The organism is Nocardia sp. NPDC050697, assembly GCF_040654395.1.
Classification (GTDB): Bacteria; Actinomycetota; Actinomycetes; order Mycobacteriales; family Mycobacteriaceae; genus Nocardia.
Window position 1 is genome coordinate 24,371 of sequence record NZ_JBFAHY010000010.1, and the last position, 26,269, is coordinate 50,639.

Genomic DNA, 26,269 nt, shown 5'->3' on the forward strand with positions numbered 1-26,269 from the left:
ACGGCCCGATGGTAACCGGCGATCGACCGGCAAACCCCGGTGGCGCACCGGGAATTCGGCCGGTCAGTCCAGCAGAACGGTGGCGAAGGTGGCGATCTGCTGGAAGCCGACCTTCCGGTACGCGCGGCGCGCGGCGTCGTTGTAGTCGTTCACGTAGAGGCTGGCGGTGCGGCCGGTGGCGACCACCGCATTGGCGACCGCGGCGGTGCCGGTGGCGCCGTGCCCCTTCCCGCGGTGCTCGGGGTGCACCCACACGCCCTGGATCTGCCCGGTGCGCCGGGAGAGCGCGCCGACCTCGGCCTTGAAGACCACCTCGCCGTCGGCGAACCGGGCCCAGGCGCGGCCGGATTCGATGAGCCCGGCGATCCGCCTGCGGTAGCCGCGGCCGCCGTCGCCCGCCCTCGGGTCGACGCCGACCTCCTCGATGAACATGGCGATGGCGGCCTCGAGGTAGCGGTCCAGCTCATCCGGGCGCACCTTGCGCACCTCCGGATCGGCGGCGATGGTCGCTGGCCCGGCCAGCGCGAGCAGCGGCTGCACGCCGCGCACCTCGCGCTCCGGCCCCCAGTGCCCGGCCAGCGCCTCCCACAGCGGGAGCGCCAGCTCGCGGCGGCCGACCACCGAGGAACACATGCGCGGAAATCGCAGCGCCCGCTCGGCGAAGGCCTTCACCGAGGCGGCATCGCCGCGGAGCGGTACCAGGTTCGCGCCGGAGAAGCAGAGCGAATCGCCCGGGTCGCCCCGGCTCCACAGCTCGCCGTAGCCGTACCTGGCATCCAGGCCGTACTCCTGCAATCGGGCCGCGACCATGCACGACGCGACCGGATCGGTATCCAGGACGCGCAGCACCTGCGCGAGATCCCGGTTCGCGAGCTGTCGCGCGGCCGGGAGCCGCGCCCGCTCCAGCAGACTCCGCACGAGTGCCAGCCTGCCACGAACCGGGCCGAAGCGGTACAGCTAGTACCGAACCTTGACCTTCTACCCGACGGTCACAACGGGTTCGCCGGATGACGTGTCGCCCATTTCCTCGGCGATGCGCATCGCCTCTTCGATGAGCGTCTCGACGATCTGCGCCTCGGGAACGGTCTTGATGACCTCGCCCTTGACGAAGATCTGCCCGCGCCCGTTGCCCGAGGCGACACCGAGATCGGCCTCGCGCGCCTCGCCGGGCCCGTTCACGACGCAGCCCATGACGGCGACGCGCAGCGGCACCTCCATGCCCTCCAGCCCGGCGGAAACCTCGTTGGCCAGCGTGTAGACGTCGACCTGGGCCCGCCCGCAGGACGGACAGGAGACGATCTCCAGCTTGCGCGGCCGCAGGTTCAGCGACTGCAGGATCTGCCCGCCGACCTTGATCTCCTCGGCGGGCGGCGCGGAGAGCGAGACCCGGATGGTGTCGCCGATCCCCTCGCCGAGCAGCGCGCCGAACGCCACCGCCGACTTGATGGTGCCCTGGAACGCGGGCCCGGCCTCGGTCACCCCGAGGTGCAGCGGGTAATCGCTCCGCGCGGCCAGCTGCCGGTACGCCTCCACCATGACCACCGGGTCGTTGTGCTTGACCGAGATCTTGATGTCGCCGAAGCCGTGCTCCTCGAAGAGCCCGGCCTCCCAGAGCGCCGACTCCACCAGCGCCTCCGGCGTGGCCTTGCCGTACTTCGCCAGCATCCGCTGGTCGAGCGAGCCCGCGTTGACGCCGATCCGGATGGGGATCCCGGCCGCCCCGGCCGCCTTGGCGACCTCCTTGACCCGGCCGTCGAACTCCTTGATGTTGCCGGGGTTCACCCGCACCGCGGCGCACCCGGCGTCGATCGCGGCGAAGATGTAGCGCGGCTGGAAGTGGATATCGGCGATCACCGGGATCTGCGACTTCTTCGCGATGGTCGCGAGCGCGTCGGCGTCCTCCTGGCGCGGGCACGCCACCCGGACGATGTCGCAGCCGGAGGCGGTGAGCTCCGCGATCTGCTGCAGCGTGGCGTTGATGTCGTGCGTCTTGGTGGTCGTCATGGACTGCACCGAGATCGGATGATCGCTGCCGACGCCGACACCGCCGACCATGAGCTGGCGGGTCTTGCGACGGGGTGCGAGGACGGCCGCGGGCGCGGCGGGCATCCCCAATCCGATGGTTGTCACTTCTCGGCTGCCTTCTTCCTCACGTGCGTGGTCGAGCCGTTGCGCCATCGAGCTTAGTCGCGCTCCGGAAGTGCGCTCGGTGTGAGGCCGGTGACAGCGGTGATCAGGGGAACAGCTTGACCGGGTTCACGATGTCGGCGGTGAGCGTGAGCACCATGTACGCACCGCCGATGACCACCGCCGCGTAGGTGAGCGGCAGCAGTTTCAGGTAGTCGACCGGGCCGCCGGGGGCCAGCCCGCGCCAGGCCCGCAGCGAGTTGCGCGCCTTCTCGTAGAGCACGACCGCCATGTGCCCGCCGTCCAGCGGCAGCAGCGGCAGCAGGTTGAAGGCGCCGAGGAAGAAGTTCAGGCTGGCCAGCACCAGGATGAAGATGCCCCAGAGCCCGCGCTCGGCGGTCTCGCCGCCGATCCGGCTTGCCCCGTACACGCTGACCGGGGTCTCCGGGTCGCGCTCGCCGCCGGTCACCGCGGTCCACAGCGCCGCCACCTTGGCCGGCATCTGGGCCAGCGATTCCAGGGTGCGCACGAACATGTCGCCGGTGAAGGCGAGCGAGGCGGGCACGGCGGCGAGCACGCCGTACTTCTGCGGCGGCTCCGCGCCGTAGGAGCCGACGCCGACCGCGCTCACCTCGCGCGGGTTCTGCCCCTTGTCGTCGTAGCGCACGGTGCGCTCCGGCGTCACCGCGACGGTGAGCTCGGCGCCGTCGCGCTCGATGGTGTAGTCGAAGGTGCCGGTCTGCTTCTGGGTCTCGCGCTGGAAGTCCTTCCAGGTGCGCACCGCGACGCCGTTCACGGCGGTCACCACGTCGCCACGTCGCAACCCCGCGCGCTGAGCGGGGCCGGTGCCGGTGCACTCCTGCAGGGTGCCGTCCGGGTTGGCGGTGGCGACGCAGTTCATGTTGCCGAGCTTGGTCTCCACCGGGTCCAGCTGCGGCAGCCCCCAGCCGATGGCGAGCACGACCACGAGCAGGAAGCCCAGCAGGAAGTTCATCGCGATGCCGCCGAACATCACCACCATGCGCTTCCAGGTGGCCTGCCGGTACATGGCTCGGTCCAGGTCCTCCGGCGGCACCTCGTCCAGCGCGGTCATCCCGACGATGTCGCAGAAGCCGCCGAGCGGCAGCGCCTTGAGGCCGTACTCGGTCTCGCCGCGCTGGAAGGAGAAGACCTTCGGGCCGAAGCCGATGTAGTAGCGCCGCACCTTCATGCCGGTCGCCTTGGCCGCCCACATGTGGCCGCACTCGTGCAGCGCGACCGAGATCGTGATGCCGAGGGCGAACAGGGCGAAGCCCAACGCGAACACCATCTGAACTCCAGTCCTCCTGCGAATCCCGGCCCTCGGCGCCGGACGCCTGTGGTCAACAGTAGCGGTGCGGGACCGTACCAGCCCCGCCGATCAGGCCGAGCGCCCGCGCACCGCGGCGGCGGCGAAGGAGCGCGCCCAGTCGTCGGCGGCGAGCACCTCGGCCAGCGACCCCGGCTCGGCCCGCCACTGCTCGGCGCCCTCGACCGCCTCGGCGACGATCCGCACGATCTCCGGGAAGCGGATGGCGCCGTCCAGGAACGCCTGCACCGCGACCTCGTTGGCGGCGTTGTAGACCGCCGTCACGCTGCCGCCGAGCGTGCCGGCGCGGCGGGCCAGCTCGACCGCGGGGAAGACCTCGCTGTCGACCGGCTCGAAGGTCCAGGTGGCGGCGGTGCCGAAGTCGCAGGGAGCGGCGGCGCCCGCGATCCGGTCCGGCCAGCCGAGCGCCAGCGCGATCGGCAGCTTCATATCCGGCGGGCTGGCCTGGGCCAGCGTCGAGCCGTCGGTGAAGGTGACCATGGAGTGCACGATGGACTGCGGGTGCACGGTGACGTCGATGCGGTCGTACGGGATGCCGAAGAGCAGGTGCGTCTCGATCAGCTCCAGCCCCTTGTTGACCAGCGAGGCCGAGTTCAGCGTGTTCATCAGCCCCATGGCCCAGGTCGGGTGCGCCTTGGCCTCGGCCGGGTTGACGTTCTCCAGCATCGCGGCAGTCCAGCCGCGGAAGGGCCCGCCGGAGGCGGTCAGCACCAGCCGGTCCACCTCCTCGGCGCGGCCGCCGCGCAGGCACTGGGCGAGCGCCGAGTGCTCGGAGTCGACCGGCACGATCTGCCCGGGTGCGGCCGCGCGGGTCACCAGCGAACCGCCGGCGACCAGTGACTCCTTGTTCGCGAGCGCGAGCCGGGTGCCGGATTCCAGGGTGGCCAGCGTCGGCTCCAGCCCGAGCGAGCCGACCAGCGCGTTCAGCACCACGTCGGCCTCGGTGCGGCGCACCAGCTCGGTCACCGCGTCGGCTCCGGCCAGTTCGAGATCGAGCGCCTGCGCGGCGCGCGGGTCGGCGACCGCGACATTGCGGGTCCCGGTGGCCGCCATCTGCGTGGCCAGCAGCTCGGGGTTCCCGCCGCGGGCGGCGAGCCCGACCACCTCGAACCGGTCGGGGTTGGCGGCGATCACCTCCAGCGCCTGGGTTCCGATGGATCCGGTGCTGCCGAGCAGCAGGACTCTCACGATGTCGGACACCGCCCCATTGTGGCAGCCCTGCTGGCTACGACATGCGGTCGTATGCCACGATATCGGGCAGTAGCCGTCTTCCCGCCAGAAGGAGCGATCGTGGCCGCCACGGAACTCGAACCCGCCGACAACGAGCGCGCGGTCGTGCCCCACGTCGACACCGCCGATGTGCCGTCGGCCGCCTGGGGCTGGAGCGGTGAATCGCCGAAGACCTTCCGCATCGCCGGCTGGTTCGTGGCGCTCGCCCTGCTCGCCATGCTCATCGGCAACCACAACGGCAAGGTCGAGGACATCTTCCTGGTCGCCTTCGCCCTCTCCATCGCGGGGCTCTTCATCTACGACATCATCTACCGGCGGCGTCCCCGGTAGTTCCCGGCCCGGTCACCGGCCGGTCGGCGCCTTCGCACCGGCCGTTGCTCATGGCCGTGTTCGTGCGCGGTGCACCCGGTTGCCATAACCGCTTCCGTGGCGGAGCCGGCGTTCAGCGGCCGCGACGGCGCCCCTGCTTCGGGGCGGCACGCACGGCACCCTTCTTGACCGGGGCCTTCTTCGGCTGTGCCCGCGCGGCCTTCGCCGGTTCGGCGCGGGCCGAGGGCGAGCGGGTGCTGCGGGCGGTCCGGCCGCGCACCACGCCGACGAACTCCTCGATCGGCTCGGTGGTCGCCGCGCTCGGCCAGGCCAGCGCCACCTCGGTGCCGGGCAGGTCGGTGACGGTCCGGTAGACCAGGTCGCGCCGGGCGTGCAGCCGCGCGATGGAGTGCGGCAGCACCGCGACCCCGACCCCCGCGGCCACCAGCTCCAGGATCCCCGCCGCACCGTCGATATCGGCCCCGTCGTGCCGCTGCTCCCCGGCCAGATCCGCCTCGGCGATCTCCGCGTACGCCGCCACCGGGTGCTCCTTCGGCACCACCGCCACCGGCAGCTCCGTGTACAGCGGGATCACGCTCAGCCCGTCCCGCTCGACCGGCAGCCGGACGAAGCACATGTCGACCTCGCCCGCGCGCAGCGCCCGCTCCTGCTCGGCCTGCGTCAGCGGCACCGTGTGCAGCGGCACCTCCGGGAACCGCTCGCCCCAGATCCGCTCCCACTTCGACACCGTCACCCCGGGCGCGAACCCGACCCGCAGCGACACAACCTCCGGCACGGGCGCCGCCGGCACCGGCCGCGCGAGCACCGCCCGCGCCCGGTCACGGAACGCCGCCCCCGCCGCGGTCAGCTCGGTCGGCTGCGCGCCCGGCACGAAGAGCCGCTCCCCCAGCTCCTGCTCCAGCTCGATCACCGTGCGGCTGAGCCGCTGCCTGGCGATGCCGAGCCCCCGCGCGGCGCGCGCGAAGTGCAGTTCGTCGGCGACCGCGACGAACTGCCGCAGCCGCTCGGGGTCGATCGAATCCGGGCTGCTCACCCGGGTGAGAGTAGTGCACCGCCCCGGCGGATAGGATGCTCGGCGTGCCGAACCCGCAGACCATGAAACCGCTCACGGCCGCCGCCAAGCTGGGCATCTACCTGCCCGCCGCGCCGGAGGAGTTCCGCACGCACCCGATTACCCGCGAGGAACTGGCCGCGCTGCGCGACGACCCGCCGGAGTGGCTGCGCGAGCTGCGCCGCACCGGCCCCTTCCCGCGCGACGTCGTCGCCCGCAAGCTCGGCGTCAGCAATAGCGGGCTGGCCCGCGCCGAGGTCTCCGACCACCTCACCGCCGCCGAGATCGACGCCCTGCTCGCCGAGCCGCCGGAGTGGCTGCTGCGCGAACGGGAGAACCTGCGCGCCGTGCAGGCCGAGGCCACCCGGGTCGAGGAGGAGCGCGAGCGCAAGCGGGCGGCGAGCAACCGCCCGCAGAAGAACTACTAGTTCTCCGCCGCCAGCTGCCCGCAGGCGGCCGCGATCTCCTGCCCGCGGGTGTCGCGCACCGTGCACGGCACGCCCTGCTCGTTCACCCGGCGCACGAACTCCCGCTCCACCGGCTTCGGGCTGGCGTCCCACTCGCTGCCCGGCGTGGGGTTGAGCGGGATCAGGTTCACGTGCACCCGCGAGCCGAGCGCCCTGTGCAGCTTCTTGCCGAGCATGTCCGCGCGCCACGGCTGGTCGTTCACGTCCCGGATGAGCGCGTACTCGATCGAGATCCGGCGGCCGGTGGTGTCGGCGTAGTAGCGCGCCGCCTCCAGCACCTCGGCGACCGGCCAGCGGTTGTTCACCGGCACCAGGGTGTCGCGCAGCTCGTCGTCGGGGGTGTGCAGCGAGACGGCGAGCGTCACCGAGAGCCCCTCGTCGGCCAGCTTGCGGATGGCGGGCGCCAGCCCGACCGTGGAGACCACCACATTGCGCTGCGAGATGCCGAACCCGTCCGGCGCGGGCGCGGTGATCCGGCGCACCGCCGCGACCACCCGCTTGTAGTTGGCGAGCGGCTCGCCCATCCCCATGAAGACGATGTTCGAGAGCCGCCCCGGGCCACCCGCCACCTCGTCGTCGCGCAGCGCGGCCGCGGCGGCGCGCACCTGGTCGACGATCTCGGCGGTGGAGAGGTTGCGGTCCAGCCCGCCCTGGCCGGTGGCGCAGAAGGGGCAGGCCATGCCGCAGCCGGCCTGGCTGGAGATGCAGAGGGTGTTGCGGTCCGGGTAGCGCATGAGCACGCTCTCCAGCAGCGTGCCGTCGCCCGCGCGGTAGAGCGTCTTGCGGGTGCTGCCGTCGTCGCAGGCGACGTGTTTGACCACGGTCAGCAGCGGCGGGAAGAGCGCGTCGGCGATCTGCTCGCGCATCGGAGCGGGCAGGTCGGTCATCTGGGCGGGGTCGGCCTGCAGCCGGGCGTAGTACTGCCTGGCGATCTGGTCGGCCCGGAACCTGGGCAGCCCGAGTTCGGCGACGGCCGCGCGCCTGCCCTCCGCGTCGAGGTCGGCGAGATGCGTGCGCGGCATCCCGCGGCGCGGGGCATCGAAAACGAGCGGAAGGGAGGCGACCATAGTGCTACCAGTGTCCCATCCGCGCGTAATCACGCTGGTAGCGGGTATCCGTGCAGCATGACCACCACGCCAGCACCCGAGCCGAATCCGCTGTCCAAGGCGACCGCCGATCCGCTCGGCGACGCTCCCGGCACCGCGCCGGGGGAGGTCTCCGCGCCGGTGCAGCGCAAGAAGGTCTCGGTCTCCTCGAAGACCGGCTACGCGTGGAGCGGGCTGGTCGCGGGCGCCGTCATCCTGGTGGTGCTGCTGATCTTCATCCTGCAGAACCTGGACCAGGTGCCGGTGAGCCTCTTCTTCTGGGACTTCACCCTGCCGCTCGGCGTCACCGTGCTGCTCAGCGTGATCATCGGCGCGCTGCTCATGGCCCTGGTCGGCGGGCTGCGCATCCTGCAGCTGCGCCGCCTCGCCAAGCACCCGCGCTGACGCGCTACAGCAGCGCGGAGAGCACCAGCCAGGAGACGAACGCCGACGGCAGCATGGAGTCCAGCCGGTCCATGATGCCGCCGTGGCCGGGCAGCAGCGTCCCCATGTCCTTGATCCCGAGTTCCCGCTTGATCTGCGACTCGATCAGGTCGCCGACGGTGGCGACGGCGACCAGCCCGACGCCGAGCACGACGCCGATCATGGAGTTCGCCTCCAGCAGCAGCGTCACCGTGAGCAGCCCGCCGATCACCGAGAAGACCAGCGAGCCGCCGAACCCCTCCCAGGACTTCTTCGGGCTGATCGACGGCACCATCGGATGCCGCCCGAAGAGCACGCCCGCGACGTAGCCGCCGACGTCGGAGCACACCACCAGGATCATGAAGGTGAGCACCCGCAGGTTGCCGTCGGGTTCGAGCAGCAGCAGCACCGAGAACGAGGCGAGCAGCGGGATCCAGGCGAGCGTGAAGACGGTGATCGCGGTGTCCCGCAGGAAGTTCCGCGGGGCCACGGTCAGGCCGTGGTCGAAGAGCCGCCACACCATGCAGACCAGCACGGTGGCCGCGAAGGCCCCCGCGACGCCGTTCGCGCCGAATGGCCAGCCCAGCCAGAAGACCGCCTGCCCGCCCGCGATCAGCGGGATGCGCGGGACCAGGACGTCGGCCTCGCGCAGCCGCTTGGCCACCTCCCAGGTCGCGATGCCGATCGCGGTGCCAGCGACCAGGATGAAGACCTTGGGGACGAAGAGCAGGATGGCGATCAGCGAGAGCCCGAGCCCGAACCCGACGCCGAGCGCCGCCGGTAGGTTCCGGCCCGCCCGCGAGCCGCCCGCGGCCGCCGGAGCGGGCTCCGGCGGCGCGGCGGCCGGGGCAGGCGCGAAGGCCGCCCCGGCAGGCGGAGGTTCTGTGCCCGGCGGCGTCGGCTCCTCGGCCGCAGCGGCTTTGTCGACCACGATCGTCCCGTCGCTCAACTCAAAAGTTCCCGTTCGTTCCCCGAACCCGCGATCGGGTCTCAGACCTCGAGCAGTTCGGCTTCCTTGTGCTTGACCAGCTCATCGATCTGGCCGACGTACCTGGCGGTGGTCTTGTCCAGTTCCTTCTCGGCCCGGCCGACCTCGTCCTCGCCCGCCTCGCCATCCTTCTGGATGCGCCCGAGTTCGTCCATCGCCTTGCGGCGGACATTGCGGATGGCGACCTTGGCGTCCTCCCCCTTGCCCCTGGCCTGCTTCGCCAGGTCGCGGCGGCGCTCCTCGGTCAGCTGCGGGATGGAGATGCGGATGATGTCGCCGTTGTTGGTGGGGTTGACGCCGAGATCGGAGTTGCGGATCGCCGTCTCGATCGGCCCCATCTGGCTCTTCTCGTAGGGCTTGATCACGACCATGCGCGGCTCCGGCACCGTGATGCTGGACATCTGGGTGATCGGCGTCAGGCTGCCGTAGTACTCGACCACGATCCGGTTGAACATGCCGGGGTTGGCGCGCCCGGTGCGGATGGAGCCGAGATCGTCCTTCGCCACCGAGACGGCCTTCTCCATCTTCTCCTCGGCGTCGAAGAGCGCTTCATCAATCACGACCGTTTCCTCCACAGCGTCGTCATTCCGGTTCCGCGGGCGGGTACCGCGCGGGGTCGCGGTCTCAGGACCTGACCAATGTGCCGATCTTCTCACCGGCAACGGCCCGGGCGATATTGCCCTCGATCAGAAGATTGAACACCAGCATCGGCATCTGGTTGTCCATACACAGGCTGAAGGCCGTCGCGTCGGCGACCTTGAGGCCGCGTTCGATGACCTCCCGGTGCGTGATCTCGGCGTACAGCATGGCGTCGGCATCCACCCGCGGATCGGCGCTGAACACCCCGTCCACCGCCTTGGCCATGAGCACCACGTCGGCGCCGATCTCCAGCGCGCGCTGCGCCGCCGTCGTGTCGGTGGAGAAGTACGGCATGCCCATCCCGGCGCCGAAGATCACCACCCGGCCCTTCTCCAGGTGCCTGCGGGCGCGCAGCGGCAGGTAGGGCTCGGCGACCTGGCCCATGGTGATCGCGGTCTGCACCCGGGTGTCGACGCCCTGCTTCTGCAGGAAGTCCTGCAGCGCAAGGCTGTTCATCACGGTGCCGAGCATCCCCATGTAGTCCGAGCGGGCGCGCTCCATGCCGCGCTCCTCGAGCTCGGCGCCGCGGAAGAAGTTGCCGCCGCCGATCACCACGGCGACCTGCACGCCGGTGGCGACGACCTCCGCGATCTGCTCCGCCACCGTCTGCACCACGTCGGGGTCGAGCCCGACCCGGCCGCCGCCGAACATCTCGCCGCCCAACTTGAGCAGCACCCGGTCGTAGCCTGGGCGTTCGATCCCCGGGTCCGTCATCGGTGCTGATCTCCTCGGGAGCTGGTTCCGGCGGACCGGAACGTACTGACTGCGGGCACTCCGGGCGCGCCGACGTACCCGCTCGAGCGGGGAGGGCGACACACGGATGCCCCTATCCTGCCTCATGCCCCGCACGGGACGCGGAAGGCCCCCCGGTGAACACCGGGGGGCCTTCGGATGCCTGGTGCGGCGGGATCAGCTCGCGCCGACCTCGAACCGGGCGAACCGGGTCACGGTGACGCCCGCGTCGTCCAGCAGCGCCTTGACGGTCTTCTTGGAATCGGTGACCGAGGCCTGCTCGAGCAGCACGACGTCCTTGAAGAAGCCGTTCACGCGGCCCTCGGTGATCTTGGGCAGCGCCGCCTCCGGCTTGCCCTCCTCGCGCGCGGTCTGCTCGGCGATGCGGCGCTCGTTCTCCACCAGATCGGCCGGGACCTCGTCGCGGGTCACGTACTTGGCCTTGAGCGCGGCCACCTGCATGGCGGCGGCCCGCGCGGCCTCGGCCGCGGCGTCGCCCTCGCCCTGGTACTCGATCAGCACGCCGACGGCGGGCGGCAGATCCGAGGCCCGCTTGTGCAGGTAGGTGGCGACCGGGCCGTCCAGCGCGATGACCCGGCGCAGCTCCAGCTTCTCGCCGATCTTGGCGGCCAGCGCCTGCAGCGCACCGTCGGCGGTCTCGCCGTCGCCCAGGTCGAGCGCCTTGAGCGCGTCCAGGTCGGCCGGCTTGGCCGCGGCGGCCGCGGTGACGATCTTGTCGGCCAGCGCCTGGAACTCGCCGTTCTTGGCGACGAAGTCGGTCTCCGAGTTGATCTCGATCAGGACGCCGCCCTTGGCGGCGACCAGGCCCTCGGCGGTGGTGCGCTCGGCACGCTTGCCCACGTCCTTGGCGCCCTTGATGCGGAGCAGCTCGACGGCCTTGTCGAAATCACCGTCGGTCTCGACCAGGGCGTTCTTGCAGTCCATCATTCCGGAGCCGGTGAGCTCGCGGAGCCGCTTCACATCGGCAGCGGTGTAGTTCGCCATGGGTGGCGAGCCTCCTTCGAAAAAGGTGGGAATACCGGTCAGCGGTGGTCACGGTGGCAGTGCGCCGTGACCACCGCTGGAACAGCAGGTAACGAGGACGTCGATCAGGCCTCGGCGGGAGCCTCGGCCGGGGCGTCGGCAGCGGCCTCGGCCGGAGCCTCGGCAGCCGGGGCGGCCTCGGCGGCGGGGGCGGCCTGCGCAAGCAGCTCCTGCTCCCACTCGGCCAGCGGCTCGCCCGCGCCCGCCTCGGGCTTGTCGTCACTCGCGGAGCCACCGGCCCGCGCCTGCACACCCTCGGCCACCGCGGAGGCGACGACCTTGGTCAGCAGCGCGGCGGAGCGGATCGCGTCGTCGTTGCCCGGGATCGGGTAATCGACCAGGTCGGGGTCGCAGTTGGTATCCAGGATCGCGATGACCGGGATGTTCAGCTTGCGCGCCTCGCCGACGGCGATGTGCTCCTTGTTGGTGTCGACGACCCAGATCGCCGACGGCACCTTCGCCATGTCACGGATACCGCCGAGGGTCCGCTCCAGCTTGTTCATCTCACGCGTGAGCATGAGGATTTCCTTCTTGGTGCGACCCTCGAAGCCACCGGTCTGCTCCATCGCCTCGAGCTCCTTGAGGCGCTGCAGACGCTTGTGCACGGTGGAGAAGTTGGTCAGCATGCCGCCGAGCCAGCGCTGGTTCACGTAGGGCATGCCCACGCGGGTGGCCTCGGCCGCGATCGACTCCTGCGCCTGCTTCTTGGTACCGACGAAGAGCACGGTGCCGCCGTGGGCGACCGTCTCCTTGACGAACTCGTACGCCTTGTCGATGTAGGTCAGCGTCTGCTGCAGGTCGATGATGTAGATGCCGTTGCGGTCGGTGAAGATGAACCGCTTCATCTTCGGGTTCCAGCGCCGGGTCTGGTGTCCGAAGTGCGCGCCGCTGTCGAGCAGCTGCTTCATGGTTACGACAGCCATAGCTCCCGTATCTCACTTTCGTTGCCGGTTGTCGCGGCGGGTCGGTGACCCGCAGCCCTAGCGTCATCGAATCGCCGGCCCGCCGGTGAGGGCGGGACCAGCCGACGATTCCCCGTCGACGGGCACCGATCGAGGCGAGCGATTATCCTGCGAAGAGGAGCTCTGTTCGAACAGCGCCGAGGCGACGGGCACGATGGCGCGCGAAGTCGGTCGGTGCGATGCACGGACCGCTCGGCCAGTCTACGTCGCGAGACGTCCGGGAAGAAATCGCCCCCGGTGGTTTATCCCCAGGTTCCGGGTTGTCCACAGTTGCGCGGTGGGGTATCGCGGGGGTCGGGGTGGTTTCGGCAGGGTCGGTGGGGTGCCTTCCCTCACCGTTCACACCCTGCTGTTCTCCGTGGTCGTAGCGCTCGCCGTCGCGCCGGTCGCCGGTGCCGAGCCGCCCGGTATCGCCCGGCCCGGCTCGGCGCCGCCCGGCGCGCCCGGCGTCGTTCATCCCGGCACCGCACCGCCCTTCACGGAGCCGCTCACGCCGCTCACCGGCCCGCCGTTCGACTGGCCGCTGCGACCACGCCCCGTGGTCCTGCGCCGCTTCGACAACCCCGAGCACGACTGGCTACCCGGCCACCGCGGGGTCGATCTGGGCGCGACGCCCGGCAGCCCGGTGCTCGCCGCGGGCGACGGCATCGTGGTCTTCGCCGGCACCGTCGCCGGCAAGCCCGTGGTCTCGCTACGGCACGACGGCGGCCTTCGCACCACCTACGAACCGGTCGAGCCCGGCGTCACCGCCGGTACCAGGGTCACCCGCGGCTCCCCGATCGGCACGCTGGCCACCGGCCACGAGGGCTGCCCCGCCCTCGCCTGCCTGCACTGGGGCGCCCGCCGCGACCCGACGATCCGCAACCGCCCGCAGTACGTCGACCCACTCGGCCTGCTCCGCCTCGCTCCCCTCCGCCTGAAACCCCTGGTAGAACCATGAACCCTTTCCGCACTCCCGGCAGCCGGGCAGAATCGCCCTATGCCAGACGCCCCCTTTACCTACCCCGACGTCGGCGCCACCCGGGGCCCGCTCCCCACCGGCTACGACCACCTGGAGGTGCGCCGCGCCATCGCCAAGGGTGAGAGCGAGTTCCGCCGCCTCGGCGACGCCGTCCTCGCCTACCGCATGCAGCGCGGCCTCGGCATCTTCCGCAGCGCCGACACCCCCGTGGCCCAGCCAGGCAGCCACGTCACGGTGCGGCTGGGTGTAGGCCCCCTCGGTATCCCCGCCCCCTGCCGCGTCGTCTACGTCCTCGATGAGGGCGACCGCTGCGGCTTCGCCTACGGCACCCTCCCCGGCCACCCCGAATCCGGCGAGGAGTTGTTCGCCGTCGAATACGACCGCGCCACCGACACCGTCTACGGCCTCGTCACCGCCTTCTCCCGCCCCGCCTCCTGGTACACCCGCCTGGCGGGCCCGGCTGGCCGCTTCGCCCAGCGCACCGCAGCCGCGGCCTACCTGGCGACCCTCCGCCGCACCCCGCCCGGCTGGACATAGCTCCCGCTACCGCGCCGGAGCGATCAACGCGATCACCACCGCCAAGCACCCGACCACAGCAACCGCCCCGGCCGCGAGCGCGATGACGCGATCGGCCCCGCCGAACCGCCCGAGCCGAAGATCGCGCCCCCGCCGGAATCCGGCCATCGCCAGCACACCCATCACGACCGCCGCCGCACACGGCACCACCGCACCCGGCGCCCACCCCCGGTGCAGCGCCGCATTCCCGAGCAGCAGCGCGACCGCGGTCGCCGCGATCGCCGTCCGCCGCCACGCCAGCACCGTGCGCTCGATCGCCAGCCCGGTATCGCCCTCCCCCGCGGGGTCGTTCACTCGACCAGCACCGCGATACCGGCGATGAGCGAGATGAAGGCAAGGCCGCACGCCAGAATCGGCACCATCGCCGTCTCCGGCAGTGCCCGTCCGGCATGCATCGCCCGCGTCACCCGCCGCCACCGCAGCAATGCCCCCACCGCCAGCACCACCGCGAGCGCCACGCAGCTCACCGCGATCGCTCGCCGGAACCCGGTGATCAGGAACGGCTGCACCAGGGTGTGCACAGCGACGCCGCCGGCCAGCAGCCCGAGTGAGGTGCGGATCCAGGCCAGAAAAGTGCGCTCGTTGGCGAGCGTGAACCGGTAGTCGACCTCCGGCCCCGACTCGTTCTCCGCCTCGTCCACAGAGCTCCCTTCTCGCACCCCGGCCCGAGTCCACGTCGACGCAGGTGCATTTCACACCGGACCATCCTCATCACGTGTGGTCGCACGCGTCGCACGGTCGCTTCGAGCCTGACACGGCATCGTCGCCCGGGAGCGGATACGCCTGTTCGTGTCATTGCTCAGGCGTCCGCCGCGGCCTGTCGATCCGGGCTGACAGCACGCGTCTCGGTCCGGGATTCGCCACGCCGCCAGGCTCGGTTTCTTCGGCTCCGCTCCACCCGGGGTGGCTCGGATCGGCCCAGGTCCTGACTCCATCGCGCACGCGGCGGCAACCGCGCGGAGGCACTCAGGCTCGGGGATGCGCCTGGTCGTGCACCTTGCGCAGCCGCTCGATCGACACGTGGGTGTAGAGCTGCGTTGTCGCCATGCTGGCGTGGCCGAGTAGTTCCTGGACGACCCGCAGGTCCGCGCCGCCTTCCAGGAGGTGGGTGGCGGCGGAGTGCCGCAGGCCGTGGGGCGCGAGGTCCGGTGCGCCGGGTATGGCGGAGACCACCTCGTGCACCACGGTCCGGGCTTGGCGCTGGTCCAGGCGCTTTCCGCGTCGGCCCAGCAGCAGCGCTCGGCCGGAGGCGGGGACGGCGAGAGCGGGGCGGCCATGGCGTAGCCAGTCGTCCAGGGCGGTGTCGGCGGGTTTGCCGAAGGGGGCGGACCGTTCCTTGTTCCCCTTGCCGAGTACGCGGAGTACGCGGCGCTCCCGATCGAGGTCGTCGATATCGAGCCCGCACAGTTCGCCGACCCGGATGCCGGTGGCGTAGAGCAGCTCGACGATCAGCCGATCGCGCAGCGCCATCGGATCGCGCTGGGCCGCGCCCGACACGGCGGCGTCCATCGCGGCGGCGGCGTGCTCGGTGTTGAGCACGGCGGGCAGGGTGCGCGGCCGTTTCGGGGACGCGAGGCGCAGGCCCGGGTCGGCGGCGAGCCGTCCGGTCGCCGTGAGCCAGGCGGTGAACGTTCGCGCCGAGGACGCGCGGCGGGCCATGGTCGTCCGCGCCACGCCTGCCGACGACTGCTCGGCGAGCCAGGAGCGGAGCAGAGCCAGGTCCAGCTCTCGCACGGCCGAATCGGCGGACCGCGCCACCAGGTGCGCCAGCAGCGACCGTGCGTCCCCCACGTAAGCCCGCACGGTGTGCGCCGAACGATTGCGCCCCAGCCGCAGGTGCCGCTCGTACTCGTCGAGCAGCGCGCACAGGTCGTCGGGCAGAGCCTCCATCTCTCCACCGTGGCGTCCCGGCCCCGCGTGCGCAAGAACCCGCGCCGATGCGCGACCATCGCGCGGGTGTTCGAGCGCGGGGTCAGGCTCCAGCGTGCCCCCCCGTGCGCCGACAGCTGTACCCGCCCGAGCTCACCGGCCGAGTGACACCAGCCCATGCGATCGAAGACCGGTTGAGCCGGATGCGGCCGCCGGAGAGCCCGCGCCTTCACGCGTCCTCCGGCGTCCGCACGCAGCGCGAACCGCAACAGGGACCGCGTGCCCCGAACCTCGCGGCAAACGAACGTTCCCGACCCCCGACGGGAACGGAACGCGAAGCTCGGGGTACCGGCCACTCCGGCGAGGTGCCCGCGGACCCCCCAACGAGACCGCGGGCGACTCACCTGCTCTGTCGCCGGTCCTGCACCTCGACGGCGTCGAGGCGCAGGGGCCCGGCTTCACTTATCACCTCCTCCACATCGGTGACGAGGACCGCTTCCCCTTCGCGGATCATGCGATGACACCCGACCGAGAGGGCCGAGGTGATCGGGCCTGGGACGGCGAGGGTGGGACGGCCGAGGCGGCGGCCCCACTTCACCGTGTTGCGGGCACCGCTGCGGACTCCCGCCTCGGTGACGAGGACGGCGTCGGCGAGACCGGCGATGAGCCGGTTGCGGGCGAGGAAGTGGTGGCGGTGGGCGGTGATTCCGGGCGGGTACTCGCTGACGACAAGGCCGGTCTCCGCGATCTCGGCAAGCAGGCGTTCGTGCTGCAGCGGGTAGGGGCGGTCGAGTCCGCAGCCGAGGACGGCGACCGTGGTGCCGCCGGCGGCGAGCGCCGCGCGGTGTGCGATGGCGTCGATGCCGTAGGCGGCGCCGGAGACGACCGTCCAGCCCCTGGCCGCGAGATCACCGGCGAGTTCGCCGGTGGCGTGCGCCCCGTAGCCGCTGGCACAGCGGGTGCCGACCACGGCGACGGCTCGTTCGGTGCAGGCGGTCAGGGAGGCCGCGCCGCGGACCCAGAGGACGAGCGGCGCCGAACCGTCGGGAGCGTCGATGAGCCGGCTGAGGCCGAGCATGCGCCAGGCGGGCCATTCGGGGTCGTCGGGGGTGATGACGCGGCCGCCGAGCCGGACGATGGCCGCGAGGTCGTCGGCGACCCGGTCGGTGTGGCGGCGGGCTTCGGTGGGGCCGCGCAGGGCCTCGGGCAGGTCACGTTCTCGGACGGCCCGTGCCGCCTCGATGACGCCGACGGCGGCGATGAGGGCGGCGAGCGGGGCGCACGGGCCCAGGACGACCCGGGAGAGGTAGACCCAGGCGAGGATCCGCTCCTCGGGGGTGCTCACTGCGTACCCCGCTGCCGGAAGCGCAGCGCGGCGAGGACATCGTGCTCGGTGGGCCGCTCGCCGCGGCGCAGGTCGCAGAGGGTCCAGGCGACCCGGAGCGCGCGGTCGGCGCCGCGCGCCGAGACCCGGCCGAACCGCATGGCCCGCTCCACCGGCGCCAGCGCCGCGCCGGGCAACGCCGAGCGGCGGCGCAGCACGTGGCCGGGGACCTCGGCATTGGTCGACCAGCCGTCGGTGCGCCAACGGGTGGCGGCGCGTTCCCGCGCCTCGATGACCCTGGCCCTGACCACCGCGCTGGACTCCGCGGGCTCGGCGCTCAAGGCCGCGCCCTGGTCGCCGTGCATGCGGACCCACAGGTCGATGCGGTCGATCAGCGGGCCGGAGAGCTTGCCGAGGTAGCGGCGGCGCACGGCCGGGGCGCAGCGGCAGTCGACGTCGCGCGCCGGGGCGCACGGGCACGGGTTGGCGGCGAGGACGAGCTGGAATCGGGCCGGGTAGCGGGCGACGCCGTCGCGGCGGGCGACCCTGATCTCGCCCTCCTCCAGCGGGAGGCGGAGCGACTCCAGGACCCGCCCGCTGATCTCGGCGCACTCATCGAAACATTGCAAAACACGCCACAACCTGCGAAAATAAGGGTACCCTATGGTGGCGTCAATTCCCCCGGTTCCGACTCTCAACGCAGCAATCTACTGCCGAGTTTCGCGTGACAAGACGGGGGCGCGGCTCAGCGTCGAGCGCCAGGAGGCAGACTGCCGCGACCTCGCTCAACGGCTCGGAGTCTCCATCGTGGCCGTACTGGTCGATAACGACATGGAGGCATACAGCGGCAAGCCCCGCCCCGGCTATAAACGGCTGCTTGAGCTGATGAGAAGCGGCGGGATTGCGACGGTGATCTCCTGGCACACAGACCGCATTCACCGCAATCCGCTAGAGCTTGAGGAGTACCTCGTCGTCTCGGACGAGGGCAGCGTCAACACGCAGACCGTTAAGAGCGGACTGCTGGACTTGTCGACTCCGGCAGGCCGACTGATGGCGCGGAACATGGCGGCGTTTGCCCGCTACGAGGTTGAGCACATGAAGGAGCGCCTTCAAGCCGCGAAGTTGCAGAAGGCGAAAGAGGGCGAGTTTCGCGGCGGTCAGAGGCCCTTTGGATTCGAGCCGAGGCGGGTAGCTCTCCGCGATGAGGAGGCTCAGATTGTCCTTGCGATGACACGGGCGGTGATCAACGGCAGCTCATACAACGCCGTTGCGTACGAGTACAACCGGCGAGGTGTGCTCACCCAGCACGGCAAGACTTGGAATGCAATCAAGATCAAGAACCTGCTGGAACGACCGATCAATGCGGGATTGGACGAGCACAAGGGGGTACTCCGCCCGGCCAAGTCTCCCGCGATAGTGAGTCCTGGAGAGTGGCAGGCACTCCAAGTCGCTATCGAGCGCAACCGCCGTAAGTCGCCTCATCCGGGCCGCTGCCGTAAGTATCCTTTGAATGGACGTATCTTCTGTGGCAACTGCGGCAAGAAGATGTTCCACAAGCGCAAGCAGCAGCGCGACGGCACATACAAGCCTCAAGTTGCTTGCGGGAAGAGTGATCCGACTACCGGCCTCTTCACTGGATGCGGCAAAGTTTCGCGCATGGTGGCCCCAATTGAGGATCTTGTATTTGAATCGGTCGCCTATCGCCTGGCCTCCCCCGAGTTTGGTATGGCACTCAAGATGCAGGAATCGAACGCGAGGAGTATCGAAGATTTGCGAACCCGATCGGCTCAGATAGAAGCGCGGATCGCTGAGGCGACGGAGGACTACTACACGAACAATCTGCTCTCCCGCGACGAGTTTCAACGGATCAAGATACAGCTTGACGCAGCAGCCGAGGGGGTTAGTCGTGAGATAGCAAGCGAGTACTCGCAGCGGCTCTCAGTTGACCTCGACCTTTCCGGTGACATTAAGCAGGCGCTGGCTAATGCCAATATCGCTAAACAGCGGGATGTGCTCAGCGCTCTGGGGCTCACTGTCTATGTTGATCCGCGCCCGAAGGAGAAGGGCTACACCTGCCCGGAGTATAAAGGATCTAAGTTCGACCCCAACCTAATACGGATGGAATGGACAGTCTGAGAACCGAGCCCCGGCCGATAGGCCGGGGCTTTCTCATGTCTGTCACGCGGGTTGTGACACTCTGGCGGCAGCATTGGAGGGTCAGACCAGCTCGAAGGGCGGAGCGTCCGGGGGGCCGGAGCGAGCTTGTCGATAGCGTTGCTGATAAGGCGGATAGAACTCCGCCAGCACATTGTCACTGCTAATACTTGGACCAAATAGCGCCTTCGTTCGGTCAAGCAGAAATGCCTTCAGGACTTCTACGTCCAAATTGGAAGTGCCCGTCAGGGCACCAAAATACCGTCGCCAATTATTGTACTCCTCCCGATTTGAGTCGTCCGTTATCGCAGCTTGGCCGATAAGGTCAGCCAGTTTAGACATGAGGTGGTAAGTCGTCAAGAAGAATGGATCATCCGCTGATCCTATATAGTCGCCCGAGGCATCGAATTTTTCATCCCGGATTAGTCTCACGAGTATCGACAGATCGGCCATCATCGCCATCGTGCGCTCTCTCAGACGATCGAGGTGGTACACCCGATGCTCCGCCCTATCAAGTCGTGCCTCTAACTTCGCAATCCTCTCTTTCATCTCGGCACGTTCCCTTATATCAGGGTTAGCACGGCCCATCACAATCATCTGGCGTACAAGCATTTCCGCGCCTTTTTGCTCGCGGACTTGCAATGACCTTAGGGTGATGTCGATTTCTTCCAAGTAGCGCATACGTCGGTCTGTCAGGTTGCCCTTTGGCCCATACGAGTCGCGTAGCCCAAGCGCGTTGCGGATCGCGTCAGCGTCGGGGTCATCCATGAGCGAGCCCGCAGTGATCTTGATCAGGTCATACAGCTCGACGGCGCTGTTCACCCCAAACGCGGGGTAGGCGTACTCCCAGTCGCCTGATTCGACCTTGTCAAGCGACAATAGGTCACCTTGACACATCTGTCGGATCACTTGAACGGCAACATCAAAGTCCTGGTCAGGTGGCATTTTGAACCTGCTTTCTTCCTCTGCTCAACGATGAGCACTTGACTGATGCCACTGCAACATGTTGTCCTTGCCTCACCCAAGCTGATCCTATCAGTGGGACAGCGCGACCTCTAGGCAGGTCTCCAATGTCGAACCTCATGCGCTGGGATGATCCCAGTACCTCAAGCAGCCGACCGCGGTGGTCATCGGACAACCGAGCCGTCGCGCGGATCGAGCGTGACACCCGGCTTACCGCTGTTCAGGAGCAGAACCGTTCGCGCCTGAACATGTTCAAGGCCGAGCTCCGGGAGCTGGAAACGGAGCAGTTCATCACCAACGCCACCCGGTTGATGAACCGGGCAAAGCAGGAGTGCGGCGACGACCCAAGCATGCTCGCCGAGATGAGGCACATCGTTCAGAATTGGGCGCGCGTAGAAGACTCGATCTACCGCGCCGACCACAACCCGTACCTGCGGTAGGGGCTCGTCATGAGCGCGGGTGTAGTGGCACTTCTGATCATCGGTGGGATCGCCCTCCTGATCGTGCTCGGCGCGGTCGCCTGGATGCTGTGGACGCATCACGTGCAGCCTCGGCAAGAAACCTCCTACGACCTGTTCGTTGCGTCGGTAGATCGACGGCGCGCGGCGGACCTCCGGGCGGATGCTGCCGAAGCAGAGATTCGGCGGGTAGCCGACAGGCGATACCGATGAACAAACTGATCAGGTTCATGTGGGCGGCCGTGGCGCTGATCATCGCCTTCTCGCTCGCCGCGCCGCTCCTGATGGAAGCGCTCAAGGTGCTCCTGATCGTCGTCTTCGTCGTCCTCCCGATCATCGGAGTGGTCTACCTGGTTCGCCTCTTCACCGGCGGCAACCGCATGATCCGCTGATCAAAACCGCTGGTGACGCACGAGTTCGAGTGTGTCAAAGTTGAGGCAGGATGCTTGCCGCTCTTTCTGCCTGCCTCTTCTTTGTTGCCCTCGCCGCTATGGCGCTTCTTCTCATTGGAGCGGTAATGAAGTGGTCCAATCAGGGCGCGCTGGATAGCGACCGCGCCTACTACGAGCTGACCTTCCCCGCAGATATCACGGACAAGCAAATCCATGCCTTCCTGCGCTCGATCGGCAAGAACCTCCGCCACGGGCGCAGTATCAAGGGCGTCCCGACCGTCGTCTTTGAAACCTGGTCTCAAGCTGACGGCGGCATCACCCACCGCCTGCGGGTACCTGAGTCGGCCGCGGCATACCTGGCCGGCCAGCTGCCAGTCCACATCCCCGGTATCGAGGTCGCGCGCATCGAGGACATCCCGGACATCCAGTTCCAGGATGGAGCGACCATCCACATGGACCACCCTGCTGAAGAACTATCGATCGCCAATGCGATCGATTTCTCTGCCGGGCTCCTCGGCAGTATGCAGGACGCGGTCAACGAGCAGGATGCCGTTGTCGTGCAGTGGATCATCTCGCACTCGGACAACCAGAAGCAGCCAACACGGGATCGCCCGCTCGTGAGTTCGCGGGCCTCAACCTTCCAACGGCTCCTCGGCAATACCGCAGCCGGGAGGGATGAGCTGGAGACTCGCCGCAATAAGCAGGTGGATCAGAACTACATGGCAGTTGCGAGAGTCGCGGCGCGGGGGAAGAGCGAAAACCGCGCCCGTCAGCTGGTGACCAACGTCGTCCGGTCGATGGCGAGCGAAGGCGGCCACGCCAACATCTATGCCCGACGATCCAAACCGGAAGAGGTATCGCGGGACATTCAACTTGCTCGCACGCCTTTCTACATGACCGCGCAGCTCAGCGTCACGGAGTTGGCCGCGCTCATCTCCTGGCCGATGGGCGACTTCTACGTGCCGGGAATGAAGCGCGGATCTACCCGGCACATGCCCCCGTCGGAGTCTGTGCCCCGCCTCGGCCGCGTTCTCGGGAAAAGCACGATGCCCGGACTTGAGCGGCCGGTCGCCATGAGCTACGAGGCGGGCACCATGCACACGCTCATCGCGGGCGGCAACGGCGTCGGCAAGACCAACCTCATGGAGGGCATGGTCGCTCAGGACATCGCTCAAGGCTGCGGGATCATCCTGATTGAGCGGGACGGCAATCTCTTCCAGAAGGCGCTCGACCAGGTACCGCCGCACCGGCTGAAGGACGTCATCACCATCGACTTCAGCCGTCCGGATCGGCCGGTGGGGCTCAACCTACTGCGCCTGGCGCGGCCGGACATCGTGGCCGGGCAGCTCGCCGCACTGTTAGACGCTCTGTATCCAGATAACCGCAGTATCTACGCGAATCAGCTTGTCATTCACGGCATCCCGGTTCTTGCCAACCTGGAGCGCGCCACCATAGCCGACCTGACCGCGCTCGCCGATCCACGCACCCCCGCCGAGAAGGCGTGGATGCGGAAGGCCATCGCCGCCGTGCCAGACAAGGTGATCCGACAGTTCTGGGAGGAGTGGCACCGCCAGCGTCCCGACGCCATCGCGAAGAACTCGCAGCCGTTGAAGAACCGGCTTTTGGAGATCCTGACGCCGGAGCCGTCGCGCTACCTGCTGAACCAGGAGACCTCCAGCTTCGAGCCGGCTGATGTGATCACCGGCAACAAGCTGCTCTTCATCAACCTGGCCGGAGTAAGCGAGCAGGTCGCCAGCCTCATCGGCACCATGCTCGTCACCGCGCACTGGCGCGAGGCGGTGAAGGTGCGACCGGACATCCCGAACTTCATGTACTTGGATGAGTTCCAGCAGTTCGGGCATTTGAGCGGCGACTTCGAGGACATGTTTGCCACGGCCCGGAAGCGCAACTTGGGCCTCGTCGTGGCGACGCAGTACATCGACCGGCTGAAGCCGTCGACCCAGGATGCCGTCATGGCCAACGCCCGGACGAAGGTCATCTTCAACAGCAGCGTCAAGGCCGCCCGCGTCCACGCGAGCGACTTCGGCAGCCGCCATGTCACCGCGGACACCATCTTGAACCTGAAGGCTTACGACGCGGTGGCGCGCATCAACACGGCCGCCGGAGTGTCCGATCCGCTGACGCTCCACACGACGCTCGCACCAACCGGACCAAACCTTGGGCGCCAGGCGCAGGAGCAGTCGGCACGGCTGTACGGGCGGGATATCGGAAGCATCATCCGCGACGATGAGAGCCGCCGGACCGTGGGCGACCAGCCGGAGCGCGACATGCCAAATATCGGTTGGGAGTGACCGCATGAACCAAGCAGCAGAAGACGCCTGGCGTGAAGCCGTCCGCTCAGCACAAGCACTCGTCGACGGCTTGAGCGCCGACCTCAACCGCTTCACCGCGACGATGGATAGCGTCGAATCTCGAGCCGGGATGCTCACCGACTCGACCGTCCCGGTGGACTCCAGTCACGAGCAGCAAGTAGTCCGCGGGCACCAACTGATCGACGTGACGCAGCGCGGCGTGGACGAGATCACCCGCGCGATTATCGACGCCACCAACCGCGCAGACGACCTACGCAGGGCGCTCGACTTCTATCACCATTAGGGCACTCCCCTGCCCTGCGGGGCGGTATACCCCTCTTCAGGGGTGGAATCTACTGCCCTACCCTGCCGGGGGAGTCTGTTAACAGGGGTAGAGCCAGAAACACTACTCCCCCGGTCGAAACCGACCGGGGGAGTGATACCGACGCTATATCTGGTGCCGGAGAAGTGGTGCTGAGGCGCTAGGACTTCGCCTTGTGCGCCTCGTCGTATGCCTCCAGAATCGGCGAAGCGATCCGGCCGCGCGGCGAGACCTCGTGGCCGTTCTTCTGCGCCCACTCGCGGATAGCCGCCAGCTCTTCCTTGCTCCGGCCCGAGCCGGTATCGGCGCGGGTAGAGCCGGGCTTCGGACCACGCGCAGGATCACGACGGCCACGCGCTGCGCCGGACGGCGAGACTTCCTCGGCCGCGTCGATCCACTTCTTCAGATCTTCCTGGAACGCCTCGTAGTTCGACTGCCGCAGGTCCAGCTTGTAGTACTTGCCATCGAAGCTGAACTCGACCGGCGCCTCGAATCCGCTGTCGATTTCCTTGCCGTCGATGTCATCAACGAGGATGACCTTCTTAGCCATGATGAACCCTTCGTCAAACGTCGTGAGAGCGCCGGTGTGGCTGTGTTAGATCATCATGACTCTAACGATGCCATATGCGCAAGTCGCTTCGTTAGAGCGGCTCAGGCTCGCTCACGAACCAGGTAGCCAGACAGGAAAGATATGACCGCCGTGATGGCAGAGGCCACTTCGGGCGGTAGGTCGATGCCTACTAGGCCGACGAGCCATATCAGGATGATGGAGACGGAACCGCCGATGCCCGCTGCGGCGACCTTTGCTGTTGGTTGTGCTGTTGGTTGATCTACTTTCATATGCCTCCTACTTAACTTCGTAGAGCCCTGGCTTGAGCTCGGTTACTTTCTTCTCGCCCGCGGCGGCTTTGAGCCGCGCGTTCTCTGCCTTCAGCTCGCTCACCTCGGCTCGTGCAGCTTCCTTGTCTGCAATCGCAGCCTTATCGAGCTTGTGCGCTTCACCCAGAGCCGGGTACTCCACCTTCAGCACATCGTGCTGACCCTTCCACTCGTGATCCAGCATGCGCCCGGCAGCCTCGTTGGGCTTGAGCCCGACGTACATCTTGACCTCGGCCTCATCAACCGGGTCGCGATGCTTGATCATCTGGATCAGCTTCTTTGCGTCTTCAAAATCTGTCATGTCACCTCCTCTTATTTTCTTGGCTACCTGCGCCACTTCATCCGGAGTGGCGTCGATTTCAAAATGCATCTCATCAATGAACGTTGCGAAGTCACCACCCCACGCCACCACGCCATCTAGCTCCCGGACGATCTGCCGACACGCCTCGCGCTGCGCAGCCGACATCTTGCGCACCTTCCACGGAAAGCTCGGCGCGTTAAAGTCGATCGCCGTACCCGAGCCGTGGTTGGAGTAGACGTTCGATCCGGGTATGGGAGTAGGAGCGTTCCATCCCCAGCAGCCGGGATTGTAGACCTTGGCCACCCGCTCATTGAAGAGCTGGCCGACGCGCAGCAGCACGGTCGCGACATCTCCCGGCCGGAGACCGGGAATCGGTACGACATCAGTGCCAGGAATCGGCGACCGGTCGAGATCCCGGCCGTCTATCGTGTTCCAGCCGTTCTGGGTGAAGTTCATCGCTCCACCTCCAGGACGTTGTCACTCTCCTTCACGTCCACGCTCGGCTCAGCGCCAAAGACGCGCTCGTACTCACCGCGGACCTGCAAGACGTAGAAGCCAGGCACCTTGGGAGCCTCAACCATCGGCTCGTTGGTGTGCTGCCCGCGCTCGCGCCCAACGCGGAACGATCCGGAGACGAGCACCGGCACGTAGCGATTGTCTCGAACCCATTTGCCATCAACGTTTTTCATGCGCAGCCAACTACGGTAGAGGTTGCCGCTGGCCGTAACGTGCTTGGTCCAGACGAACTTGTAGCCGACCTGGCCACCGGCTTGGACCCTCGTCTGCTGAAGCGTCAGGGATTGATAGTCAGCGACGTCCTCGTTTGATCGGAGGACATAGGTAATGCCGAAGCCGAGTCCCACGAGAATAAGAACAGTGAATAGGATCTGGTTGGCAAATTTAAGGGTGCCGTAGACGGCGAGTTGTTTTTCGGTTCTCATCTCGATGCTCCTTGCGTGGCAATGTAGAGCAGTACCACGGCGATAACCCCTCCCCCGAACATATACATGAGCTGCTTCACAATGCCATTGCTTAAATCTATTCCCGGCTTCGATCGTGCCAACATGGCGTTGGCTGCATCAGCTGACTTCTGAGCAGCAGACGTACGCTCCCTGATATCCCTAAGCTCGCGATCGTAAAGCTCTTTGTCCTTCAGGTAGAGCGTGGTCGGAACATACCCGTCCATGATTGCTTTGATGCTTTCCTTAATCTCTCGGACGTCGTCTTTCGTCTGCTGCGAATCTCGCTTGACCACCGCTACATCGGTTCTCAGCTCAGCGACGTCGCGCTGCATCTGATCGGTAGCAGACCGGTCCACACCACCGGCCATAG

31 protein-coding genes and 1 pseudogene are annotated in these 26,269 nt (G+C 68.0%); 11 read left to right on the top strand and 21 right to left on the bottom strand.

What is annotated here, in order from left to right; translation table 11 throughout:
* Window positions 1-63: 63 nt before the first annotated feature.
* The 4 genes from AB0H71_RS28675 to dxr form a co-directional block, all read right to left on the bottom strand.
* Window positions 64-918, bottom strand: a complete 855-nt coding sequence (locus tag AB0H71_RS28675) for a GNAT family N-acetyltransferase (RefSeq protein ID WP_357026993.1) — start codon at window positions 916-918, stop codon at window positions 64-66.
* 60 nt (window positions 919-978) lie between these two features.
* On the bottom strand, window positions 979-2,109 hold the full coding sequence (gene ispG / locus AB0H71_RS28680; protein WP_357026995.1) for a flavodoxin-dependent (E)-4-hydroxy-3-methylbut-2-enyl-diphosphate synthase: 1,131 nt from the start codon (window positions 2,107-2,109) through the stop codon (window positions 979-981).
* A gap of 124 nt (window positions 2,110-2,233) precedes the next feature.
* Window positions 2,234-3,436, bottom strand: a complete 1,203-nt coding sequence (locus tag AB0H71_RS28685; RefSeq protein WP_357026997.1) for a site-2 protease family protein — start codon at window positions 3,434-3,436, stop codon at window positions 2,234-2,236.
* 90 nt (window positions 3,437-3,526) lie between these two features.
* A complete protein-coding gene (dxr, locus tag AB0H71_RS28690) occupies window positions 3,527-4,675 on the bottom strand; it encodes a 1-deoxy-D-xylulose-5-phosphate reductoisomerase (protein WP_357026999.1) in 1,149 nt (382 codons plus the stop codon).
* 90 nt (window positions 4,676-4,765) lie between these two features.
* Here dxr and AB0H71_RS28695 point away from each other — a divergent pair, with 90 nt between their 5' ends.
* The gene (locus AB0H71_RS28695; protein ID WP_357027001.1) at window positions 4,766-5,035 is read left to right on the top strand and encodes a DUF2631 domain-containing protein; all 270 of its coding nucleotides are present in this window, start codon (window positions 4,766-4,768) and stop codon (window positions 5,033-5,035) included.
* A 112-nt stretch (window positions 5,036-5,147) separates the two neighbouring features.
* Here the strand turns inward: AB0H71_RS28695 and AB0H71_RS28700 are convergent, their stop codons facing one another.
* Entirely contained in the window at window positions 5,148-6,068 is a 921-nt protein-coding gene (locus AB0H71_RS28700) for a LysR substrate-binding domain-containing protein (RefSeq protein ID WP_357027003.1), read from the bottom strand.
* Window positions 6,069-6,103: 35 nt separating this feature from the next.
* On the opposite strand from AB0H71_RS28700, the gene AB0H71_RS28705 reads away from it, so the two are divergent.
* Window positions 6,104-6,514 (top strand): DUF5997 family protein, encoded by a 411-nt coding sequence (locus AB0H71_RS28705; RefSeq protein WP_357027005.1) that lies wholly within the window; start codon window positions 6,104-6,106, stop codon window positions 6,512-6,514.
* On the opposite strand, the gene rlmN is transcribed toward AB0H71_RS28705, so the two are convergent.
* Window positions 6,511-7,620, bottom strand: coding sequence for a 23S rRNA (adenine(2503)-C(2))-methyltransferase RlmN (rlmN, locus tag AB0H71_RS28710; protein ID WP_357027007.1), 1,110 nt, complete (start codon window positions 7,618-7,620; stop codon window positions 6,511-6,513). The genes AB0H71_RS28705 and rlmN overlap by 4 nt on opposite strands.
* A 57-nt stretch (window positions 7,621-7,677) precedes the next feature.
* Here rlmN and AB0H71_RS28715 point away from each other — a divergent pair, with 57 nt between their 5' ends.
* Window positions 7,678-8,043, top strand: coding sequence for a lipopolysaccharide assembly protein LapA domain-containing protein (locus tag AB0H71_RS28715; protein WP_357027009.1), 366 nt, complete (start codon window positions 7,678-7,680; stop codon window positions 8,041-8,043).
* 4 nt (window positions 8,044-8,047) lie between these two features.
* Here AB0H71_RS28715 and AB0H71_RS28720 read toward each other — a convergent pair whose 3' ends face one another.
* The 5 genes from AB0H71_RS28720 to rpsB all read right to left on the bottom strand — a co-directional run bounded on the left by AB0H71_RS28720 (window position 8,048) and on the right by rpsB (window position 12,387).
* A complete protein-coding gene (locus tag AB0H71_RS28720; RefSeq protein ID WP_357027011.1) occupies window positions 8,048-9,010 on the bottom strand; it encodes a phosphatidate cytidylyltransferase in 963 nt (320 codons plus the stop codon).
* 41 nt (window positions 9,011-9,051) lie between these two features.
* On the bottom strand, window positions 9,052-9,609 hold the full coding sequence (frr, locus tag AB0H71_RS28725; RefSeq protein WP_357027013.1) for a ribosome recycling factor: 558 nt from the start codon (window positions 9,607-9,609) through the stop codon (window positions 9,052-9,054).
* A 64-nt stretch (window positions 9,610-9,673) separates the two neighbouring features.
* On the bottom strand, window positions 9,674-10,402 hold the full coding sequence (pyrH, locus tag AB0H71_RS28730) for a UMP kinase (protein WP_357027015.1): 729 nt from the start codon (window positions 10,400-10,402) through the stop codon (window positions 9,674-9,676).
* Window positions 10,403-10,597: 195 nt separating this feature from the next.
* Window positions 10,598-11,425 carry a translation elongation factor Ts gene (gene tsf / locus AB0H71_RS28735; protein WP_357027017.1) on the bottom strand — a complete coding sequence of 276 codons (828 nt, stop codon included), beginning with the start codon at window positions 11,423-11,425 and terminating at the stop codon, window positions 10,598-10,600.
* Between the two features lie 104 nt (window positions 11,426-11,529).
* Entirely contained in the window at window positions 11,530-12,387 is an 858-nt protein-coding gene (gene rpsB / locus AB0H71_RS28740; RefSeq protein ID WP_357027019.1) for a 30S ribosomal protein S2, read from the bottom strand.
* 361 nt (window positions 12,388-12,748) lie between these two features.
* Between rpsB and AB0H71_RS28745 the strand changes: the two genes are divergently transcribed.
* Together AB0H71_RS28745 and AB0H71_RS28750 are read left to right on the top strand one after the other, a co-directional pair.
* A complete protein-coding gene (locus AB0H71_RS28745) occupies window positions 12,749-13,366 on the top strand; it encodes a M23 family metallopeptidase (RefSeq protein WP_357027021.1) in 618 nt (205 codons plus the stop codon).
* Between the two features lie 39 nt (window positions 13,367-13,405).
* Complete coding sequence (locus tag AB0H71_RS28750) at window positions 13,406-13,924, top strand: DUF1990 domain-containing protein (RefSeq protein WP_357027023.1); 519 nt, start codon at window positions 13,406-13,408, stop codon at window positions 13,922-13,924.
* A 6-nt stretch (window positions 13,925-13,930) separates the two neighbouring features.
* Here the strand turns inward: AB0H71_RS28750 and AB0H71_RS28755 are convergent, their stop codons facing one another.
* From AB0H71_RS28755 to AB0H71_RS28775, 5 genes and pseudogenes are all read right to left on the bottom strand, one after another.
* Window positions 13,931-14,257, bottom strand: coding sequence for a DUF202 domain-containing protein (locus AB0H71_RS28755; protein WP_357027025.1), 327 nt, complete (start codon window positions 14,255-14,257; stop codon window positions 13,931-13,933).
* On the bottom strand, window positions 14,254-14,604 hold the full coding sequence (locus tag AB0H71_RS28760) for a DUF202 domain-containing protein (protein WP_357027027.1): 351 nt from the start codon (window positions 14,602-14,604) through the stop codon (window positions 14,254-14,256). The genes AB0H71_RS28755 and AB0H71_RS28760 overlap by 4 nt, the downstream gene beginning before the upstream one ends.
* Window positions 14,605-14,929: 325 nt before the next feature.
* A complete protein-coding gene (locus AB0H71_RS28765) occupies window positions 14,930-15,853 on the bottom strand; it encodes a tyrosine recombinase XerC (RefSeq protein WP_357027029.1) in 924 nt (307 codons plus the stop codon).
* A gap of 379 nt (window positions 15,854-16,232) precedes the next feature.
* Complete coding sequence (gene dprA, locus AB0H71_RS28770) at window positions 16,233-17,177, bottom strand: DNA-processing protein DprA (RefSeq protein ID WP_357027031.1); 945 nt, start codon at window positions 17,175-17,177, stop codon at window positions 16,233-16,235.
* Window positions 17,174-17,773: pseudogene (locus AB0H71_RS28775) on the bottom strand (ATP-binding protein); the annotation flags it as partial. The pseudogene AB0H71_RS28775 and the gene dprA, both read right to left, overlap by 4 nt.
* 46 nt (window positions 17,774-17,819) lie before the next feature.
* On the opposite strand from AB0H71_RS28775, the gene AB0H71_RS28780 reads away from it, so the two are divergent.
* Window positions 17,820-19,292: a recombinase family protein gene (locus AB0H71_RS28780; protein WP_357027032.1), complete on the top strand. Its 1,473-nt coding sequence runs from the start codon at window positions 17,820-17,822 to the stop codon at window positions 19,290-19,292.
* A gap of 81 nt (window positions 19,293-19,373) precedes the next feature.
* Here the strand turns inward: AB0H71_RS28780 and AB0H71_RS28785 are convergent, their stop codons facing one another.
* Window positions 19,374-20,255: a hypothetical protein gene (locus tag AB0H71_RS28785; protein ID WP_357027034.1), complete on the bottom strand. Its 882-nt coding sequence runs from the start codon at window positions 20,253-20,255 to the stop codon at window positions 19,374-19,376.
* 125 nt (window positions 20,256-20,380) lie between these two features.
* Here AB0H71_RS28785 and AB0H71_RS28790 point away from each other — a divergent pair, with 125 nt between their 5' ends.
* From AB0H71_RS28790 to AB0H71_RS28810, 5 genes are all read left to right on the top strand, one after another.
* The gene (locus AB0H71_RS28790) at window positions 20,381-20,713 is read left to right on the top strand and encodes a hypothetical protein (protein ID WP_357027036.1); all 333 of its coding nucleotides are present in this window, start codon (window positions 20,381-20,383) and stop codon (window positions 20,711-20,713) included.
* 9 nt (window positions 20,714-20,722) lie between these two features.
* Window positions 20,723-20,944: a hypothetical protein gene (locus tag AB0H71_RS28795; protein ID WP_357027038.1), complete on the top strand. Its 222-nt coding sequence runs from the start codon at window positions 20,723-20,725 to the stop codon at window positions 20,942-20,944.
* Window positions 20,941-21,123 (top strand): hypothetical protein, encoded by a 183-nt coding sequence (locus AB0H71_RS28800; RefSeq protein ID WP_357027040.1) that lies wholly within the window; start codon window positions 20,941-20,943, stop codon window positions 21,121-21,123. The genes AB0H71_RS28795 and AB0H71_RS28800 overlap by 4 nt, the downstream gene beginning before the upstream one ends.
* Window positions 21,124-21,221: 98 nt before the next feature.
* Window positions 21,222-23,435, top strand: coding sequence for a TraM recognition domain-containing protein (locus tag AB0H71_RS28805; RefSeq protein WP_357027042.1), 2,214 nt, complete (start codon window positions 21,222-21,224; stop codon window positions 23,433-23,435).
* A gap of 4 nt (window positions 23,436-23,439) precedes the next feature.
* Window positions 23,440-23,739, top strand: coding sequence for a hypothetical protein (locus AB0H71_RS28810; protein ID WP_357027044.1), 300 nt, complete (start codon window positions 23,440-23,442; stop codon window positions 23,737-23,739).
* Window positions 23,740-23,917: 178 nt separating this feature from the next.
* On the opposite strand, the gene AB0H71_RS28815 is transcribed toward AB0H71_RS28810, so the two are convergent.
* From AB0H71_RS28815 to AB0H71_RS28830, 4 genes are all read right to left on the bottom strand, one after another.
* The gene (locus tag AB0H71_RS28815) at window positions 23,918-24,307 is read right to left on the bottom strand and encodes an Lsr2 family protein (RefSeq protein WP_357027046.1); all 390 of its coding nucleotides are present in this window, start codon (window positions 24,305-24,307) and stop codon (window positions 23,918-23,920) included.
* Between the two features lie 297 nt (window positions 24,308-24,604).
* On the bottom strand, window positions 24,605-25,393 hold the full coding sequence (locus AB0H71_RS28820; protein ID WP_357027048.1) for a M15 family metallopeptidase: 789 nt from the start codon (window positions 25,391-25,393) through the stop codon (window positions 24,605-24,607).
* Entirely contained in the window at window positions 25,390-25,878 is a 489-nt protein-coding gene (locus tag AB0H71_RS28825) for a hypothetical protein (RefSeq protein ID WP_357027050.1), read from the bottom strand. The genes AB0H71_RS28820 and AB0H71_RS28825 overlap by 4 nt, the downstream gene beginning before the upstream one ends.
* Entirely contained in the window at window positions 25,875-26,267 is a 393-nt protein-coding gene (locus tag AB0H71_RS28830) for a hypothetical protein (protein WP_357027051.1), read from the bottom strand. The genes AB0H71_RS28825 and AB0H71_RS28830 overlap by 4 nt, the downstream gene beginning before the upstream one ends.
* Window positions 26,268-26,269: the final 2 nt, after the last annotated feature.